The sequence below is a fragment of the Sphingobacterium tenebrionis genome (assembly GCF_037126265.1).
GTDB lineage: Bacteria > Bacteroidota > Bacteroidia > Sphingobacteriales > Sphingobacteriaceae > Sphingobacterium > Sphingobacterium tenebrionis.
Genome location: NZ_JAYLLN010000001.1, coordinates 214,998 through 234,425, shown reverse-complemented (window position 1 = coordinate 234,425; position 19,428 = coordinate 214,998). Strand labels below are relative to the sequence as shown.

General features: G+C 42.9%; 18 protein-coding genes. All 18 read right to left on the bottom strand.

Annotation, left to right across the window (positions count from 1 at the left end):
• Positions 1-2: 2 nt before the first annotated feature.
• Positions 3-1,061, bottom strand: a complete 1,059-nt coding sequence (locus tag VJ786_RS01040; RefSeq protein WP_336557076.1) for an AI-2E family transporter — start codon at positions 1,059-1,061, stop codon at positions 3-5.
• 126 nt (positions 1,062-1,187) lie between these two features.
• Positions 1,188-1,964 (bottom strand): enoyl-CoA hydratase/isomerase family protein, encoded by a 777-nt coding sequence (locus VJ786_RS01035; RefSeq protein WP_336557075.1) that lies wholly within the window; start codon positions 1,962-1,964, stop codon positions 1,188-1,190.
• A gap of 61 nt (positions 1,965-2,025) precedes the next feature.
• Entirely contained in the window at positions 2,026-4,485 is a 2,460-nt protein-coding gene (locus VJ786_RS01030) for a DUF5686 family protein (RefSeq protein ID WP_336557074.1), read from the bottom strand.
• A gap of 201 nt (positions 4,486-4,686) precedes the next feature.
• Positions 4,687-6,069 (bottom strand): NADH-quinone oxidoreductase subunit N, encoded by a 1,383-nt coding sequence (locus VJ786_RS01025; protein ID WP_336557073.1) that lies wholly within the window; start codon positions 6,067-6,069, stop codon positions 4,687-4,689.
• Between the two features lie 20 nt (positions 6,070-6,089).
• Positions 6,090-7,538, bottom strand: coding sequence for a complex I subunit 4 family protein (locus tag VJ786_RS01020; RefSeq protein ID WP_134778240.1), 1,449 nt, complete (start codon positions 7,536-7,538; stop codon positions 6,090-6,092).
• 19 nt (positions 7,539-7,557) lie between these two features.
• A complete protein-coding gene (nuoL, locus tag VJ786_RS01015) occupies positions 7,558-9,480 on the bottom strand; it encodes an NADH-quinone oxidoreductase subunit L (protein ID WP_336557072.1) in 1,923 nt (640 codons plus the stop codon).
• Between the two features lie 27 nt (positions 9,481-9,507).
• Positions 9,508-9,837: an NADH-quinone oxidoreductase subunit NuoK gene (gene nuoK, locus VJ786_RS01010; protein ID WP_099364985.1), complete on the bottom strand. Its 330-nt coding sequence runs from the start codon at positions 9,835-9,837 to the stop codon at positions 9,508-9,510.
• A complete protein-coding gene (locus VJ786_RS01005; RefSeq protein WP_099364986.1) occupies positions 9,830-10,333 on the bottom strand; it encodes an NADH-quinone oxidoreductase subunit J family protein in 504 nt (167 codons plus the stop codon). The genes nuoK and VJ786_RS01005 overlap by 8 nt, the downstream gene beginning before the upstream one ends.
• Positions 10,334-10,336: 3 nt before the next feature.
• A complete protein-coding gene (locus VJ786_RS01000) occupies positions 10,337-10,864 on the bottom strand; it encodes a NuoI/complex I 23 kDa subunit family protein (RefSeq protein WP_099364987.1) in 528 nt (175 codons plus the stop codon).
• 10 nt (positions 10,865-10,874) lie between these two features.
• Positions 10,875-11,915 carry an NADH-quinone oxidoreductase subunit NuoH gene (gene nuoH, locus VJ786_RS00995; RefSeq protein ID WP_134778242.1) on the bottom strand — a complete coding sequence of 347 codons (1,041 nt, stop codon included), beginning with the start codon at positions 11,913-11,915 and terminating at the stop codon, positions 10,875-10,877.
• A gap of 9 nt (positions 11,916-11,924) precedes the next feature.
• Entirely contained in the window at positions 11,925-12,941 is a 1,017-nt protein-coding gene (locus tag VJ786_RS00990) for an NADH-quinone oxidoreductase subunit G (RefSeq protein ID WP_134778243.1), read from the bottom strand.
• 28 nt (positions 12,942-12,969) lie between these two features.
• Entirely contained in the window at positions 12,970-14,325 is a 1,356-nt protein-coding gene (gene nuoF, locus VJ786_RS00985) for an NADH-quinone oxidoreductase subunit NuoF (protein ID WP_099364990.1), read from the bottom strand.
• Positions 14,326-14,329: 4 nt separating this feature from the next.
• On the bottom strand, positions 14,330-14,857 hold the full coding sequence (locus tag VJ786_RS00980; RefSeq protein ID WP_336557071.1) for an NADH-quinone oxidoreductase subunit NuoE family protein: 528 nt from the start codon (positions 14,855-14,857) through the stop codon (positions 14,330-14,332).
• The gene (locus VJ786_RS00975; RefSeq protein ID WP_209023082.1) at positions 14,850-16,085 is read right to left on the bottom strand and encodes an NADH-quinone oxidoreductase subunit D; all 1,236 of its coding nucleotides are present in this window, start codon (positions 16,083-16,085) and stop codon (positions 14,850-14,852) included. The genes VJ786_RS00980 and VJ786_RS00975 overlap by 8 nt, the downstream gene beginning before the upstream one ends.
• 12 nt (positions 16,086-16,097) lie before the next feature.
• Positions 16,098-16,601: an NADH-quinone oxidoreductase subunit C gene (locus VJ786_RS00970; protein ID WP_134778470.1), complete on the bottom strand. Its 504-nt coding sequence runs from the start codon at positions 16,599-16,601 to the stop codon at positions 16,098-16,100.
• The gene (locus VJ786_RS00965) at positions 16,594-17,148 is read right to left on the bottom strand and encodes an NADH-quinone oxidoreductase subunit B (protein WP_134778244.1); all 555 of its coding nucleotides are present in this window, start codon (positions 17,146-17,148) and stop codon (positions 16,594-16,596) included. The genes VJ786_RS00970 and VJ786_RS00965 overlap by 8 nt, the downstream gene beginning before the upstream one ends.
• A 42-nt stretch (positions 17,149-17,190) precedes the next feature.
• On the bottom strand, positions 17,191-17,571 hold the full coding sequence (locus VJ786_RS00960) for an NADH-quinone oxidoreductase subunit A (protein WP_099364994.1): 381 nt from the start codon (positions 17,569-17,571) through the stop codon (positions 17,191-17,193).
• A 112-nt stretch (positions 17,572-17,683) separates the two neighbouring features.
• Positions 17,684-19,423: a tetratricopeptide repeat protein gene (locus VJ786_RS00955; protein ID WP_099364995.1), complete on the bottom strand. Its 1,740-nt coding sequence runs from the start codon at positions 19,421-19,423 to the stop codon at positions 17,684-17,686.
• Positions 19,424-19,428: the final 5 nt, after the last annotated feature.

The following is a 19,428-nucleotide window of genomic DNA, read 5'->3' as shown; positions in this document are numbered from 1 at the left end:
ATCTAAGGCGCCTCATTCAAGGTTTCCTGCAATTGATCTTTCTTCAGAGAGAGCCTTTTATTGCTTTTATAGATCCTAACGGCAATCAGAAAATACGCCAATAACAAAGGTCCATACACAAGCCCCATCAACCCAAACAGAGGAATACCGATAATTACCCCGACAACGGTAATAATGGGATGTATATCACCTACTTTTTTCGCAATTACCAAACGTAGCACATTATCGATATTGATCACCAGGCCGAATCCCCAGATCAGTAGGCCAATCCCTTGCCAGTTGTGGCCTTCTGTTAAAAGAATAACGGCTGCAGGCACAAAGATCAATGGCGGACCAAGCAAAGGAATGAAGGAAAGAATAGCACAGATTACCCCCCAGAATATGGGGTCTTTGGCACCGAAGATGTAAAAGCCTATGGCCAGGCACAAGCCCTGAACAATGGCAATGAAAGTCTGCCCAATAATATTCGAATAGGTGATGTTCTTCAGTTCCTCGCCAAATACTACGGCATTCTCATCATCAAAAGGCATATAATGGACGATACTCCCCTCAAAGCCTTTATAATTGACAAAAAGGAAGTACAATAGAAAATACATGACAGTGACTTCAAGGAACACATTCGCGGCCCCACTAAGGGTAGAGGTCAGTAGTTTACCCGCATAGGCCGAACTGGCCTCCAGCTGCTTTTCGATAAGGTCAGGTTGTCCGAGTTTATCTCCAGCAAAACGATCGATCGCATCCATCGTTCGTTGGATCCATTGCGGATTTTGCTGCAGTTCGATCGCTTTATCGAACAACATTTTCCCTATACCTACGAATGGGAGGACAATGATGAAGATGGAGATAACAATGATCACCACAGAAGATAAGGGCTTTGGCCAGCCCCATTTCTCAATGAAAAAAATGTTGAGATTTCGGAAAAGGGTATACATTACCATTGTGCCCAGAAAAGCACCGAATATACCGGAAGTGGCATATAGGATTATCCCACCTAAAACAATAATGATAAGCAGAATAATGATATTCCGTTCCTTTTGTGAAAAAACATCATTTAAACTCATAAAATGACCTTAAAAATTAAATAATGGTAATAATTGAAAACTGTAAGAATAGATACAATTTATAAAGCCTTTTTGTTTGTTGCCGCTTACCTAATTTTTGGTGGTTTATATAATTTTTAATCTTTCTTATTTAAAATCAGGCTTTCTTTTTTCCAAGAAGGCAGAAACCCCCTCCTTAAAATCATCCGAACCAAAGCACTGACCAAACGCATTGATCTCTGCCTTATAACCATCCTGCTCTGCATTAAAACCGGTATTGACCACTTCAATCGCTGTTGCAATGGCATTCCGCGATTTGGCATACATCTTATTCAAAAGAGAATAAACCTCTTCCATTAAAACCTCCTGCTCCACCACCTTATTCACCAGACCCCACTTATGCGCATCGGCAGCATCGATCATCTCTCCACTTAACATCATTTCCAAGGCTTTTGCCTTTCCAACCAATTGGGGCAGCCTTTGCGTTCCCCCATAGCCAGGGATCAGTCCTAAAGAGACTTCGGGCAAGCCCATTTTAGCGTTCGATGAGGCAATACGGATATGACAGGCCATCGCCAACTCCAAACCACCACCTAAAGCAAAACCGTTGACGGCAGCAATGACCGGCTTTGGAAAATTCGCCAATCGATCCATCAATTCATGGCCAAAAGCCGAGAGCTCCATCGCCTCTGCCTTGGATTTTGCCAAGAATTCCTGAATATCTGCTCCCGCTACAAAAGCCTTAGGCCCAGTGCCTGTTAGCACCAAGCCCCTCACTTCATTGTTTTCAGCGAGTGATGCTACGGCATGCTTAAGCTCAGCGATCGTTTCTTTATTGAGTGCATTTAATTTCGACTCGCGGTTGATGCGGACCACTGCAGTCTGATCAACAATCTCCACGACAATATTTTGAAAATTCTCCATATTATTAATGAATAGTTTGTGAACAATTAAAATCTATATCAAGGATATGCTCCTTTTAGTTTTAAAAATTAATATTGATGGATACTCGAAAGCGGTCTCCTCTGGCCCGTGGAGCATCCTCATAGGTCAATCTTTTCACGTATTCCACCTTCAATACGTTCAGGATATTATCAATTCCGACAGTTCCTTCCCAATAAGGTGCGCGATCCAACACATAGGTCAATAATTGCCCATCGGCATCCCTGTCAAAATGTACTACCTCATCACTCAGGTATGGGTTGTTGCGATCGCTCAATTTACCGTAGAACATCTGAGCCCCCCATACCTCTCTTAGATTCAATTTCTTGATCAAAGGGATCTTATTGAACAGAAATCCCTGAAGTTCATGGTCAATACTGAATTTCACATATTGATCGGCAACAAATTCCATAGAATTCATCATATCGAAATCAATCTTATGACGGTCATCCTTCTGTCGGAGATTAGGGATTTCCAACAACGGATAAGGTAGAGTTCCCCAGATCTTCCCTCCGACCAAACGTACATCCGCAAACCCCAATTGGTTCAGGAAAAAACGCTTGGAAGCAGAAGCAACCAATTTCTCATATTTGTAATTACTGTTCCAGAAACCATCCAAGCTATGGGTATATTTCAAATTGAATACCGGATGTTTTTCTTTGATGGTGTTTCTGGTCAAATTCCTATAGTAGAATTTCTCATAGGGCGCCCAGCGCAGATCAACTTGGACTTCATTGGTCGAAATATTGGTCAACAATTGATTCGGATCTGCAGAACTTTCCAAGCGAAGATCACCAACGGTTTGCCTATCCATATGGGTAAAACCGGAAGTCACACTCACATGGTTTCCAAACTCGATGACATGTTGGAGCTGGTAGCCACGGGTATCAAACCATTTGGTAGGGCGGTTACTCCTTATCGAACGGAAGAAACTATCCCCTTTCAGATAGGATATCTGCATGCCTGGCTCCAGGATATCATTTTGAACCGATGCTTCCAGGTAATGGGCAGGAAAGTTCACGACCGATTTTCCATTCAGCGTAACAGCAGATTTCAGGAAATATTTGAACCGGGCATCATCCGATCCATAAGCCAGATAACCTTCAAAATAAGCCTTATCGGTCAACAGTTGCGTGGTTCGACCACCTAAACGAAAGCGGTTGCCTTCAATATTATTCCTGCTATACAGGTATTCCAAAGGACCTAATTCAAACATCCCCAAATTATAATATCCTTGGGCAATCAGATAACCCACAGCCAACATCGACTTAAAACTCTTCTTATTGTTTAAGGTCTCAATGTTCTCATAGGTTTTGTTCTCGTAAATATTCAGGGCGACGGGTCTTTCAGGGACCACTTCATCAGCAGTGGTTAAGACCTCCACTGGAGCACCCTGAAATACCCCCGTTGGAAATGCCGCATTCAGCTTATAGGAGTCATTAATACTGAAACGTTCTGCAAATAGGGTTTCCGATTTTCCGACACCAAGGGTAAAAAATGTTTTGGTCGTATCCGAAAGCATCACCCCACTGGCATCCTTCCGATAATGAAATTTGATCTCTGCCTCCTTGATCCAGTTCACATTGGCATTCCTGCTCAGCTTAAGATTAGCCTGCTTTACCGCATAGGATCCATCCATACTGATCTCCAAAGTCCCCGAAAACAGCAGGTCCTGCGTATTCCTTGGTTCAAAATCCAATTTGATGAAATACCCTTCCTTGTTGAAAATGGTATCTACCACATAATACTTATAATAGAGCTTCCCATTGTCTGCAATCGGACTTAAGAACTGTTTATTCAAGAGATAGATGGATTCATCGTAGACATCCACCTGCTGGAACATATAGTTCATGAATTCCTGAATGTTGGGATTGTTGATATAGCGTTGGTCAAACTCCGTTTTCTTCTGGCTATAGATCTGTTTCTTGAATTTTGATGGGTTCCTTTTCCCATACACATGGGCGTTGCTTTCCTCCTGGTACATCGCCAATAATTTCTTTCCAGGCTGACTGAGGGTATCGATGTTCTGGAAAAGAAACTTCAGGTCCAGGATACCTTTGCGAATGGTCGGTTTAGGATCAACAAAGCCGAACTTCAGTTTATCATATTGTTGAAACTGCAGACTGTCCTTTCCGGTCAGACGGTTCTGATGTTTATGGCGGATCACCAGGTCGATCAGCTCCACCGCTTTATTGTTCCTGTTGCTGTATTTTCCCCGATGGGTAATGGTAATAGTCTCGATGGCGTTTTCGTCTGGATCCAATTCGATGATCCAAGCGATGGAATCCGGGAGGGAATCCAAAACCGCAGGAGTCCGTAGGTTTTTATAGCCTAGGGCCCTAAACAGAAAATTATTGGAAGATTGAGGGCGTTTTAATCGGAAGATACCCAAACTATCGGTAGAAGTGGCTTCCCTACTGTTTAGGTTGGTTACCGTTGCACCCGCAATGGCCTTCCCTGTTTCCATATCTACCACTTTGCCCGTAATGAGGGATTGCGCCATCAAGTTGCCCCATGCAGTGCATAGAACGCCTAAAAAAACACAAAAAACCCAAAAGAATCGGACACTCCTCATAATAAAAACTGGAACTTTATAAAGATACAATTTGTTGTGAAAGTTCAAATTATTAAACGAAAAAAGCACAACTTTTATGTTGTGCTTTCCCAAAATATTCTGTTTAATTTAATTCTGAAGCCTAAGTAGCTAGATCAGTGCGACTACTGCATTCGGATAGACACCTAAAATGATAGTTAAAATCACTGCAACGATAAACACCACTTTGAAATTAATTGGTAAACTTACCACATGCTCTTCGGATGGTTTCATAAAATACATGTGCACCACCACGCGTAGGTAATAATAAACCCCTATCGCAGCATTGATTGCCGCCAATACCAATAAGACGGTATGGTAATCATTCATCACATTACTGAACATCATGAACTTACCGATAAAACCAGCGGTCAAAGGAATACCAGCTAAGGATAGCATACCCACGGTTACGGCAAATGCAAGACCTGGATTTGTTTTTCCCAATCCATTAAAGGATTCAAATTGGTCCGAACCCACATATCTCTTCACCAGGATCAAAGCACCAAAAGCGATCACGGATGCCAAGCCATACGCCATGGAATAGGTCAGGATACCAGAGGCAGAATTAGGTCCAATGGAAAGGATGGCAAACAACATATAACCCGCTTGGGAAATGCTGGAATAAGCCATCATACGCTTAAAGCTGGTCTGCATCAAGGCCGAGATATTACCAACGAAAAGGGTAATGATCACTACGGTCATCAGCACAGGTGTCCAGAATTCGTTCAATGGAACCAATACGGTACTGAACAGACGTAAGAAACCAGCGAAAGAGGCAATCTTCACCACGGTACTCATAAAGCTGGTGATCAAGATCGGTGCCCCATCATACACATCTGGCGTCCAGAAGTGGAAAGGAGCCACACCTACTTTGAAACATAGACCTACCAACAACAACAGGATCCCCGCGTAGAACATCGGCGAAACAGAGGTTGGATTATCTAAGATATATTGTTTGATGGCCGCCAGGTCAAATGAACCTGTTGAACCATACAATAGGGTAATACCGAACAATAAGAAACCGGTGGAGAATGCACCCATCAAAAAGTACTTCAGGGAAGCTTCATTCGAAGCTTTGTCTTTTCTGCGGATACCCACCAAGATGTACAAGGCTACGGACATGATCTCTAACCCAATGAACAGCATCGCAAAATTATGGTAGGAACATACCATCAAAGCACCGGTCAGGGAAAAGAGGATCAGGGTATAATATTCTGCAATATTATCAGAGATCGCTTTAAAGTACTCCTTGGAAAGGAATAGGATAAGGATTGTCAATGAAATACAGACAATGGAAAACGAAAGTGCAAAATGGTCAAATAAGACCATGCCTTTGTACAATGGTTCTGCCGTTTGGTTCCAAGCATAGATCTCTAAGCCTAAAGCTGCAACCAATCCTAAAATGCTAACAGGCAACAATGCATTTTTGGCCTTGTACAAACCCAAATACAAAATAAGTATACCTAATAGAGAAAGTGTGATAATCGCACTCATAATATCTTGTTAATCCTGTTTTATTTAATTTGTTGTAATAATTGACTTACCGATGCCTCCGAAAGATGCAATAAGCAGTTCGGGAAAACACCGATAATAATAACCAATGCACTGATGATGATCAGCAATAACGCTTCATATCCTCTTACATCCTGAATATCCAAAACATCCTTTTGAGCAGTTCCCAGCATGGCTTTTTGGAAAAAGCGCAACATATAGACAGCTCCAAAGATCAGGGTCGTACCTCCGATTACGGCATACCAAACGCCATGCTCGGCTGTGGAGAAGATCCCTTTCAACAATAAGAATTCACCGATGAAACCATTGGTCAATGGTAAACCGATCGCTCCCATTAGGATGATCAGAAAGCAGATGGCTAGGATAGGCATCTTTGTCGCTAATCCTCCCAATTCCTTTAGATCCCTCGTGCCCAATCGCTGTTGGATCACATCGATGATAAAGAAAAGACCCACCACCGAAATACCGTGGTTGATCATCTGAAGAACCGCACCTTGCAATCCTTCTTGGCTGAAGGAGAAAATACCAGCAGAAATTAGACCTACGTGCGCAATGGATGAATAGGCGATCAAGCGTTTCGCATCATTCATCTTGAAAGCGATGATGGAACCATAGACTACTCCGATCAAACTCATGATCATGGCCACCATACCATAGCTCGCTACGGCATCAGGTACCAAAGGAAGTAACCAACGCAATAATCCAAAAAGACCCATTTTCAACATGATCCCGGATAACAGCATGGTTCCCGCTGCTGGTGCATGGGTGTAGGTATCAGGCTGCCAAGAATGGAATGGGAACAAAGGAATCTTAATGGCAAATGCCGCAAAGAATGCCCAGAATATCCAACGTTGGGATCCTTCTGTTAAGCTTAATTGCGTCAGGGTAGTCCATGAAAGATCTTTCGTTCCTGATTGTTGGTATAGATAGATGATGGCGATCAACATCAATAAACTTCCGAAGAAGGTATACACGAAAAACTTCATGTTGATGCGGATACGATCGCCCTCGCCCCATAAGGCACAGATAAAATAGATCGGTATTAAGGCAGCTTCCCATCCTATATAAAAGGAGAAAGCATCCAAAGAAATAAATACCAAGACCAAACCAGCCTGCATAAAGGAGATCAGGGCATAGAAATTTCCAGTTTTCTGATGTCCGAAACTCGCCAGGATGATCAACGGGATCAACCCATTGGTTAAGATCAACATCGGTAGGCTTATGCCATCCAATCCAACATGGAAGTTAATGCCCAAGTTGGAAATCCAGCTCCAGGATTGTGAAAACTGTACGCTGGCATCTGGCACAAAATTGCAGATAAATGGTATGGTCAAGCCCAATTGTAGCAAGGCCAATACAAAAGCTGCCCATTTTGCAGATGTTGATTTCATAAATGCCAAAATGATGGCACTTACGACAGGTAATAAAAGCAGTATAAAAAGGTTATCCATTGATTCCTAAAATTCTGTTCTAGATTGTAAATAATCCGTAAAGCATGAAGGCAATAACTCCAATCACCATCATGAAAATATAAAACCCTACATGTCCGCTCTGTAATTGGCGAACGCCTTTGCCCGAAGAAACGAATAAATCTCCGATGCCATTTACCAAACCATCAACGCCTGATTTCTCCACTACACGGTGGAAGAATTTCGAAAGGCCGTTCAATGGTTTTACAAATAACGCGGCGTACAATTCATCCACATACAGTTTGTTGTAGGATAGTTTGTAGAGACCGGATTGTTCGGTTGCTCCATCAGCTTGAGGGATATCTTCTTTCTTCACGTATTTCTGATAAGCTACGAAAGCCATGATGATAGCTCCAATAGCCGAAGCCGCCATCAGGATATATTCGGTACTGTGCGACAGTTCAAATGGCGTAGCCACTGCATTGGTCTGCGCAAATACCGGACTTAAAAATTCTTTCAACCAATGTCCGCCTCCTAAAGCTTCTGGGATATTCAATGCTCCGCCTACAAACGATAAGATTGCCAAGATGATTAATGGAAGGGTCATCTGCCAAGGCGATTCATGTAAATGATGCTCCTGTTCCTTGGTACCACGGAATTTTCCGTAGAAAGTCAGGTACATCAAACGGAACATATAAAAGGCCGTACATAGTGCCCCTAAGAAACCTAAGACCCAGAAAACATGGTTGGACACAAAGGCATAGGCCAAGATCTCATCCTTAGAGAAGAAACCGGAAAGCGGTGGAATACCGGCGATCGCCACTGTACCGATCATCATGGTGATGAAGGTAATCGGCAAGGCTTTCTTCAAACCGCCCATGGAGCGCATATCCTGTTCACTGCTCATGGCATGGATAACAGAACCGGCACCCAAGAATAACAGGGCTTTGAAAAAGGCATGGGTCAATACGTGGAAAAATGCGCCCGTAAAAGCACCCACTCCCAAACCTAAGAACATATAGCCCAACTGCGAAACCGTAGAATAGGCCAATACTTTTTTGATATCGTTTTGTGTGATCGCAATGAAAGCAGCGATCAATGCTGTAGCTACCCCGATAATCGCAATGACCTCCATGGTGATTGGTGAAAGGGTAAACATGATATTGGATCTGGCGATCATATAGATACCCGCTGTAACCATCGTCGCGGCGTGGATCAAGGCAGAAACCGGGGTCGGACCAGCCATCGCATCCGGTAACCAGGTAAACAATGGAATCTGAGCCGATTTACCTGTAGCTGCCACAAATAGCAATAAGGTAATCACCAGCAGCAAACTATCGCCCATCGGCAATAAAGCCGCCTTTGGCAATACTTCGCTGTATTCCAAGGAACCGAAATTCGCCAGGATAAAGAATATCGCGATCAGGAAACCCAGATCACCGATTCTGTTCATCACAAATGCTTTCTTAGCTGCTTTGGCATAGCTACTGTTCTTGAACCAGAAACCGATCAATAGGTAAGAACATAGTCCAACCCCTTCCCAGCCGATGAACATCACCAGGTAATTGGAGCCCAATACCAACAGCAACATGAAAAAGATAAATAGATTCAGGTAGGAAAAATACTTTCCAAAACCATCGTCATGCAACATATAGCAGGAAGAATAGAGGTGTATCAAAAACCCTACTCCTGTAATGATCAATAGCATGATGGCACTTAATGGATCTACCAAAAAGCTCAGGTTCAAACTAAAGCTACCTACGGTAAACCAATTGAAGATCTCTTTCGAGAATACGCCACTCTCTCCTAATTGTCTTGCATCATATACCTCCTTAAAGATTCCACAGCTCAATAAAAAGGATCCCAGGATCACCCCACAACCAATAACGGCAATTACAGGTCTAGGAAGTTGATTTCTCAATAATCCCAAGACCACAAATCCCAAAAGTGGTATTAAAGGTATTGTCCAAATTAATTCAATCATATCTAATAGCAATCTAATATTCTAATACTACCACCTTAATTTACTAAGGGATTCTATATCCACCGATTTTGTGTTTCTGTACACCATAATGATGATGGCCAAACCAACCGCCACTTCCGCCGCGGCCAAAGCCATGATAAAGAATACAAACACTTGTCCACTAGGATCTCCACTGTATGCCGAAAAGGCCGCTAACAAAAGGTTCACGGAGTTCAGCATCAACTCAATAGACATCATGATGATGATCACATTCCTGCGGATCAACACCCCAATAACCCCAATGACAAAAATAATACTGCAGAAAATCAAATAATGATTCATGGGAATCCCCTGCATATTTTGAAAAAGACTATCCATGTTTTACTCTTGGTTCTTTTTTAGCCAATAATACCGCTCCTACCATCGCTGTCAACAACAGGATAGAGGAAATCTCAAATGGAAGTAAGAAATCGCTGAACAATACCTTACCCAGGTTCTTCACCAAACCGATGTTCTCATGCGCTTGCACCATCCCATTATCTGTTTCAATTACCTTGAATGCTCCTAGGAAGGTAGCCAATAGACACATCCCTGCAATAGCGCCCATGAACTTCACCAAATTGGATTTCATAGGCTCCGTATCCTTGTTCAGGTTCAAAAGCATCAGTACGAAAAGGAACAAAACCATAATGGCTCCCATGTACACAATAAAATTGACCACAGCCAGGAACTGGGCATTCAATAAAATATAATGAACGGTAAAGGTGAAAAATGTAATTACTAAATATAGCACACTATGTACCGGATTTTTTGTGAAGATGGTCATCAACGCAAAGAAAATGGACAAAAAGGCTACAAAATAAAAAATAGTCATAGGTTAATTATTTGATGTTGATGAAGACAATTTGGTGATATCAAATTTTGGTTCCAACAATTTGTCCTTACCATAAATAAAATCCTTTCTTAAATAATCGGCTGTAACATGTTTTCCATCCAGATAAATGGCCTCTTTCGGACATGCCTCTTCACATAGACCACAGAAAATGCAGCGCAACATGTTTATTTCATATACCACGGCGTATTTCTCTTCTCGGTAAAGGTTCTCTTCTCCTTTTTGTCTTTCACCAGCGGTCATAGTAATGGCCTCGGCCGGACAGGACAAGGCACAAAGACCACAAGCGGTACAACGTTCTCTTCCTAATTCATCGCGTTTTAGGGAGTGCTGTCCCCTGAAGTTCTTTGAATAAGGACGGATCTCCTCCGGATACTTGATCGTAGGGATCTTCTTGAAGAAGTGTTTTATGGTGATGGATAAGCCTTTGGCGATCGCAGGAAGATAGATCCGCTCCCAAAAGCTCATCGGTTTTTGTTCTAATACTTTTTTTCTATTCGATAATGACTGCATAATACCCCCGCTAATTAAAATATGTATCCTTCACAATCGTGATGATCCCGGTCAGAACGATGTTCGCAATGGCCAATGGGATCAACATCTTCCATCCTAGATTCATCAATTGATCATAACGAAATCTCGGAAGGGTCCAACGGATCCACATGAAGAAAAATATAAAACCAAATATCTTAAGGAAGAAAACCAGGGTACCGATAATGGTGATCCAGTTTTCCGAAAGACCTAAATCATACATGAATGGGAAGTTATAGCCTCCGAAATACAAAGCCGCCATCAGGGATGATGAAACGAACATATTGATGTACTCCGAGAACATGTACAATCCTAATTTCATGGACGAATATTCTGTATGGTAACCACCTACTAACTCGGTCTCACACTCCGGTAAGTCAAAAGGCACGCGGTTACATTCAGCGAATGCACAGGTCATGAAAATCAGGAATCCTAAAGGTTGTGCCCATATATTCCAATTGACAAAGCCTGATTGCTGTGCTACGATTTCTCCAATGGATAAAGTCTGGGTAACCATCAATAAAGCGATGATGGAAAGTCCCATCGCAATCTCATAACTGATACTCTGAGATGCTGCACGGATAGCTCCCATTAAAGAGAATTTATTGTTTGATGCCCATCCTCCTAACATTATACCATACACACCTAAGGCAATAACCCCAAAAATGTATAATACGCCGATGTTTACATCTGCTACCTGCAATAAGATTGAACGATCACCGATGGTTAGGGTCTGTCCCCACGGAATCACTGCCGAACTGATACAGGCCGTGATAATGGCCAGGGTAGGACCAAGAATAAACAGGGATTTATGTGCACCTGCAGGGATAATCTCTTCTTTAAAGAAGAATTTACCACCATCGCATAATGGTTGAAGTATCCCGAAGAGCCCTGCACGATCCGGACCATGACGATCCTGCATAAAACCGGCGATCTTACGCTCGGCCAAGGTAGAGTACATAGCGATCACCAACGTGATGACAAATACAATGACTACTAATATTAATTTTTCAATAATAAAGGCTGTATCCATTTCCCTTGCTTATTTCAATTTTTCTGATCTTGCTAACTGTTCCACATTCGCCTCCTTCAATTGCGGATCATTCTTGATCACCGCAGGTGGGTTGAATGCCTCATAATGATTGGAAGCGATTACCGATTGGTCGCTTACCTTGGTTGGTTCTTCCAATACCCAATCATCCGTATGCTTGCGCTCGAAACGACACTCATTACAGATAAACTCTTCGACCTCATCAAACTCATCCTTACGAGCCGTAACACGAATTACATCGGTACCTTTGTACCATAATGTTACCTTTCCGGAACATTTGCTGCAGTTACAATGCGCATTTACCGGTTTGGTGAACCATACTCGGTTCTTGAAACGGAAGGTTTTATCGGTCAATGCTCCAACAGGACATACATCGATCACATTACCTATGAAATCATGATCCAATGCCTGATGGATGAACGTAGAGATCTCGGCATGGTCTCCTCTGTTCAGGATTCCATGTTCTCTTTTCTCCGTCAATTGGTTGGCCACAAAAACACAACGATAACATAGAATACAACGATTCATATGCAGTTGGATCTTATCGCCTATATCAATGCGCTCAAATGTTCTTCTTTCAAATTCATAGCGCTGTTGTAGCGCGCCATGTTCATACCCTAAATCCTGTAGCTTACATTCACCTGCTTGGTCACAAACCGGACAATCCAGAGGGTGGTTGATCAATAACATCTCCACCACGGCTTTTCTAGCTTCTACCACTTCTGGTGCCGTGATGTTCAGCACTTCCATGCCATCCATTACGGTAGTTCTACACGATGCGACCAATTTAGGCATAGGGCGCGGGTCCTTTTCTGATCCCTTGCTCACTTTCACTAAACAGGTACGGCACTTTCCTCCAGAGCCTTCCAACTTGGAGTAATAACACATCGCCGGAGGTACAATCTCTCCACCGATCTGTCTTGCCGCATTCAATATGGTTGTTCCAGGATCAACATCAATGGTGATCCCGTCTATTGTAACCTTAAATTTTTGTATTTCTTCTGCCATTATAATCCTTCTTAAATCAAGATCCTATTTATTCCGTTACGGGAACCAAAGGATCGGCATAATGCGCTAAACCATAATTACGTTGCTGTGCTTCTTGTGGATGCAGGATATGCCATTCAAATTCATCCCTGAAATGACGGATCGCTGCCGCTACAGGCCATGCTGCCGCATCTCCCAAAGGACAGATCGTATTCCCTTCAATCTTACGCTGGATTTCCCATAACAGATCCACATCTTCCATGCTTCCATGTCCATGCTCGATCTTGTATAGGATCTTCTCCATCCATCCAGTTCCTTCACGACATGGTGAACATTGTCCACAGCTTTCATGACGGTAGAAACGGGTATAGTTGTAGGTATTTCTCACGATACATTGATCCTCATCAAACGCAATGAAACCGCCCGATCCCATCGCCGTACCACTCACAAAACCTCCATCAGCCAATGACTCATAGGTCATCAACCTCGGATTTCCATTGATGGTATGTGTGATCAGGTTCGCAGGAAGGATTGGAACGGAAGAACCTCCGGCTACAACAGCCTTCAGGCGCTTACCATTGGCAATACCCCCACAGTATTCATCCGAATAGATGAACTCTTCTACCGGAAGACCCATTTCGATTTCATACACCCCTGGTTTAACCAAATTACCAGATGCGGAGATCAATTTTGTTCCAGTACTGCGTTCAATACCGATTTTTGCATATTCTTCACCACCATCATTCACGATTGGAACGGTAGCAGCAATTGATTCTACGTTATTTACTACAGTAGGGCAATTGTAAAGTCCGGCAACGGCTGGGAATGGCGGCTTGATCCTTGGATTTCCACGTTTCCCTTCCAATGATTCCAACAGCGCGGTCTCTTCACCACAGATATAGGCACCCCCTCCCGGTTGTACATAAATTTCCAGGTCATAACCTGTACCCAGAATATTCTTTCCTAGATAACCAGCTGCCTTTGCTTCCTCAATCGCCTTTTCCATGATCCTGATCTGTGGCATCATCTCGCCACGGATATAGATATAGGAAGTATTTGCGCCCAATGCATAACTCGAAACGATCATTCCTTCGATCAATGCATGGGGAATATAGGTCATTAAATATCGGTCTTTGAATGTACCTGGTTCCGATTCATCACCATTACAAACCAAATAACGCGGCACACCTTCAGGTTTCGCCAAGAAACTCCATTTCATACCGGTAGGGAATCCTGCCCCACCACGACCACGAAGCCCTGATTTCTTTACCTCTTCCACCACATCTTCTGGAGACATGCTCTTCAAGGCCTTTTCAACGGCTCTATACCCTCCTTTTTCGCGGTAAACCGCTAGGGTATTGATTCCTGGCACATTGATATGTTCTAATAATAACTTGCGTCCCATGATACTAAGCCTCGTTTTTTGATTTATTGGTTAAATCGCTGATTAGTTGATCCACACTTTCAACCGTTAGGTTTTCATAGAAGGTATAGCTTGGACCGATCTGAAGCACAGGTCCAAAACCACATGCCGCCAAACATTCTACCCCTCTCCAGGCAAATAGCCCATCCGGGGTAACTTCGCCTTCTTTTACACCTAACTTCTGTTCCAGGTGGTCCATGATCTTTTCGGCCCCTACCAGACAACAAGGTCCGGTACGACAAACCTCTAAAAGAAATTTTCCTGATGGTTGTAATAGAAACATGGTATAAAAAGTAGCCACCTCGAAAACCTCGATAGGCTGGATGTTCAAAAACAACGCTACTTTTTCCATCGCATCTACACTTAACCATCCGTATTCTGCTTGTACGATATGCAGGATTGGGAGAAGTGCCGATTTTTGTTTTCCTTCAGGATAACGACTTACGACCTCCGAAAACTGTTTCAATAGATCCGCTGAAAACTCAACGATCATATTTTCTTTTACACTAAGCATCTAATTCTCCTGCAATTACATTTAAACTACTCATGTTAATAATGGCATCCGAAATCAACATACCACTGCTCATCGGTGCAAACATCTGGTAGTTGATGAACGATGGTCTGCGGAAGTGCAGGCGATATGGCGTACGGCCTCCATCACTGATCAGATAGAATCCCAGTTCACCATTCGCACCTTCAACCGCTTGGTAGACCTCTTCCTTTGGAGCATCCCATTCACCCATCACAATTTTAAAGTGATAGATCAGGGCCTCCATATTGGTATAAACCTGCTCTTTTGGAGGCAGGTAGAAAGCAGGTACATCCGCATGGAATACCCCTTTCGGTTCTTTCTCAATTTTTTCCAAGGCTTGCTCGATGATACGCATCGACTGCCACATTTCTTCGTTTCTAACCATGAACCGGTCATAAACATCCCCATTGGTACCTACCGGAATATCAAAATCGAATTCTTCATAGGAACAGTATGGCGAATGCGCACGAACATCGTAATCCACTCCTGTAGCACGAAGGATTGGTCCCGACCAGCTGTAATCCAAGGCCTGCTCCGGAGTAACCGCGGCTACATTGGACGTACGCTCGATAAAGATCCTATTTCTGTCAAACAGTTCTTGGAACTCCTTCAAAACCGGCGGGAAACGAACTAAAAATTCCCTGATTTTTTCAAAGGCAACATCGTTGAAATCACGCTCAAAACCACCGATACGACCAATATTGGTCGTTAAACGAGCACCACAGATCTCTTCGTAGATCTCGTAGATGAACTCACGTTCCTGCATCACGTACAAGAAGCCTGAGAAGGCTCCAGTATCCACACCAAGGATACCGTTACAGATAATATGGTCGGCAATACGCGCCAATTCCATCACGATCACACGCATGTACTGCACACGTTTTGGAATCTCAATATCCAACAATTTTTCCACGGTCATGTGCCAACCCATATTATTGATCGGTGAGGAACAATAATTCAAACGGTCGGTCAATGGCGTGATTTGGTAATATGGTCTATGTTCTGCTATTTTTTCAAATGCGCGGTGGATGTATCCAATGGTGGAAACACCGCCCACAATACGCTCCCCATCAATCTGAACCACATTCTGGAATACACCATGGGTGGCAGGGTGGGTAGGACCAATATTCAGGGTGATCAGATCCTCTTGCGGATCGTTGTCCTCAAATACCGGTGCGTTGGATGATATACGGGTAATAGGTTTGCTCATTTTCTTGCTCCCTTAACGGCCAAAATAAAAATCCTTTTTATCAACTCGGTTCGGATCCTCCAATGGATATTCCTTGCGCATCGGAAATACGCCAAGGTCGTCCATGTTCAGGATTCTGCGCAGATCAGGATGCCCTTCAAACTGTATCCCGAAGAAATCGTAGGTCTCCCGTTCCATCCAGTTGGCTCCGTTCCAAAGGAAGGAGGCTGTAGGAATGCGAGGGTCTGATGCGGTGATAAATACCTTGATACGGATCCTGACGTTATGGATCAGACTATGCACATGGTATACCACTGCATATTCCTTTTCCAATTCAGGATAATGGACCGCCGTGATATCCGTCAGGTAAATAAACTGCATAAATTCATCTTCCTTGATCAGCATCAGCAGATCAATAATGGTCTCTCGATCTGTTTCAAGGGTCAACAAACCTTTAGGTTCGCTGAAGTTGTACACTTTGTCGCCAAAAGTGGCCTGTAACTTTGATATAACGAGTTGATTGGTCAACTTATCCATTTTCTGTTGCAATTCCGTATTTTTCTAATAATGCTTTGTACTCCGGGGTATTTCTACGGTTGAGGGATTCGTTCTTCACGATATCCTGCAGTCTCAACACGCCATCCAGGATAGCTTCTGGGCGTGGTGGACAACCAGGAACATAAACGTCCACCGGAATGATCTCATCGATCCCCTGTAATACCGAATAGGTATCGAAAATACCTCCGCTGGAAGCGCAGGCACCAACAGCAATTACCCAACGTGGCTCTGCCATCTGGGTATACACCTGCTTCAATACCGGAGCCATCTTTTTGGCAATGGTCCCCATCACCAATAACATATCTGCCTGGCGTGGTGAAAAACTCGGACGCTCCGCACCAAAACGTGCCAGGTCATAAGTCGATCCCATAGTTGCCATAAATTCAATCCCACAACAGGATGTTGCAAACGGTAAAGGCCATAAGGAATTGGCACGCGCCAATCCGATCGCCTTATCCAAAGTCGTTGCAAAAAATCCCGCCCCTTCTACACCTGGAGGCTTATCCGCTAAGGTAATATTGCTCATTTTATTCGTCTCCCTTAAATGGAAAAGATTAACCTGCTCAGGTTAATCCCAATCCAATGCTTTCTTTTTAATAATGTAAATAAAGCCTAACAACAAGAGTCCCATAAATACGAACATCTCGATTAGACCCTGCCACCCAAATTCACGGAAATTAACGGCCCAAGGATACATGAAGATAACCTCGATATCGAAAATCACGAAAAGGATCGCAACTAGAAAATACTTGATAGAGAATGGCTGTCTGGCATTTCCGACCACTTCCACTCCCGACTCAAAAGCGCCTAATTTATTCTCCGTCCGTACCTTCGGACCAATTAAATGGGTGCCGATAATAGTCGTCACACCAAACCCAACAGCAACAGCTAATTGTATCAAAATTGGAATATAGTCTACAGGTGCGCTTTGGCTAGCTAATTCATTCATATCTATAGTTTACCCCTATTTAGTAGAATAACAAAAATAGCAAATTAAGTCAACAAAAAAAGGGACCGTTATCTGTAACGGCCCCCTTTTTGTTATTTTGAATCATTATAAATTACAGACTCTCTAGCATTTGTTTTGCAAATGCATCTTCTGGTCTTAACGCAATTGTTTGATTGAAATGCTCTTTCGCTTTTGCATTATCACCTTTGATATATGCGTAATATCCTAGGTAGGTATGCGCATCAGCTGCATATACGTTGTTGTTAGGATCTTCTTTGGTAGAAGCTTTGATCGCATCCAATAATTTCGTGAATGAATCTACGAAAATACCTTTAGCTGCTTCAGGATTACCTAACATGTTATCCAATGCCATTTCCGACAAACCTTTGTAGTACAAAGATGGGATCAGGTACATGTCTTTAGCACGTTGCTCTGTAGCTTGCGCTGCAATTCCTAATGCTCTTACTGCTTCTTCCAAATGAGGTTTTGCCTCGTTGTATTTTGCAGCCGCTTGCTCAGGAGTCAATTCAACACCTTCTGGAGCCGCTACTAATTTCGAACCAACACCATAAGCTGCTTGTCCTAAATAGTAGTTAGCATCTGCATAGAATGCTGATTTTGGATTAGCCGCAGGGATTTTGAATAATTCCTTCGCTGCTTCGATCTCACCTTCTTGGTATTTCAAGAAAGCAGTTTCTGCGATCTCTGCATCAAAGTCATCATCTTCTCCTTCTTTCGAAATGGCTGTATTCAGATACTCCAATCCCTTTGCTTTGTCTCCAGCTAATACCGCTGACATACCAGCGATCAAAAAGTCACGTCCGATCAAACGGCTAGTGTCTACCTTTGACATCAACTGCGTCATGTTCTCATTCGCTTTTGCGTAATCTTTGTCCTGTGTGAAAGCCAAGTAACCCAAATAACGGAATACTTTAGGATCTACATCAGGGATCACAGCCAACTCTTGAGAAACGGTTTTCAACTCATCGTAGTTACCCGAGAATACCAAGAAATCCGCATAACGAAGTTTAGCATCTACGGAGTTATCTCCTGTTAAGGTCAAATACTTTTTATAAGCTTCCAACGCTTTTAAGTTGATCTCACGGTATTGCTCATCTGGTGCTTTACGAGATGATTGGTAATACGTTTCTGCAATCTCACGGTAGATCGGACCATAGTCAGGATGTTCTGTTGTTAACAAATTCAAATCTTCCAAAACTTGATCATAAGCCTGCGCTCTTCTACTGATGATCGCTTGACCGATCTTTGGTGCCAATAACTTATCATTGATCGCCAAAGCGTCACGGTAAGCTACATATGCAGGGCTGTTTTCACGAAGACCAGCATAAGCGTCACCTAATGCTACGGAGATCAATGGATCTTTAGCATTCATTTCTTTCGCTCTGGTTAAGTATTCAATCGCTTTTTTATAGTCTGGTTTTGGCGCATCGATATACGCTCTACCGATATAATAAAGATTTAAATACTCTTTTTTACCAATGTTGTTGCTAGCTTCTGCAAATTTCTGCTCAGCAGCGGCAACATTACCTTTTTCCAAATCAACGGTACCCAAACCAACATTGTTCAACTTCTCTTTCGGATCAGCTGTTAGACCTTGTTGGAAAACGACAGCTGCAGAGTCTACCTTCTCGTTGATCAGGTGGATTTGTCCTAAATAAAAATAGTTTTCTCCATCTTTTGCTTTTTTGGTTACCAATTGCTGTAACATGGTCTTTGCTTTACCATATTGTTCAACTTCCATGGCAGCCTTAGCATCCTTTAAACTTTGTGCACTTGCAGTTCCTACTGCTCCCGCTAACAAAAGACTTAAAAATAATTTGCTGTTTGTCATAATCT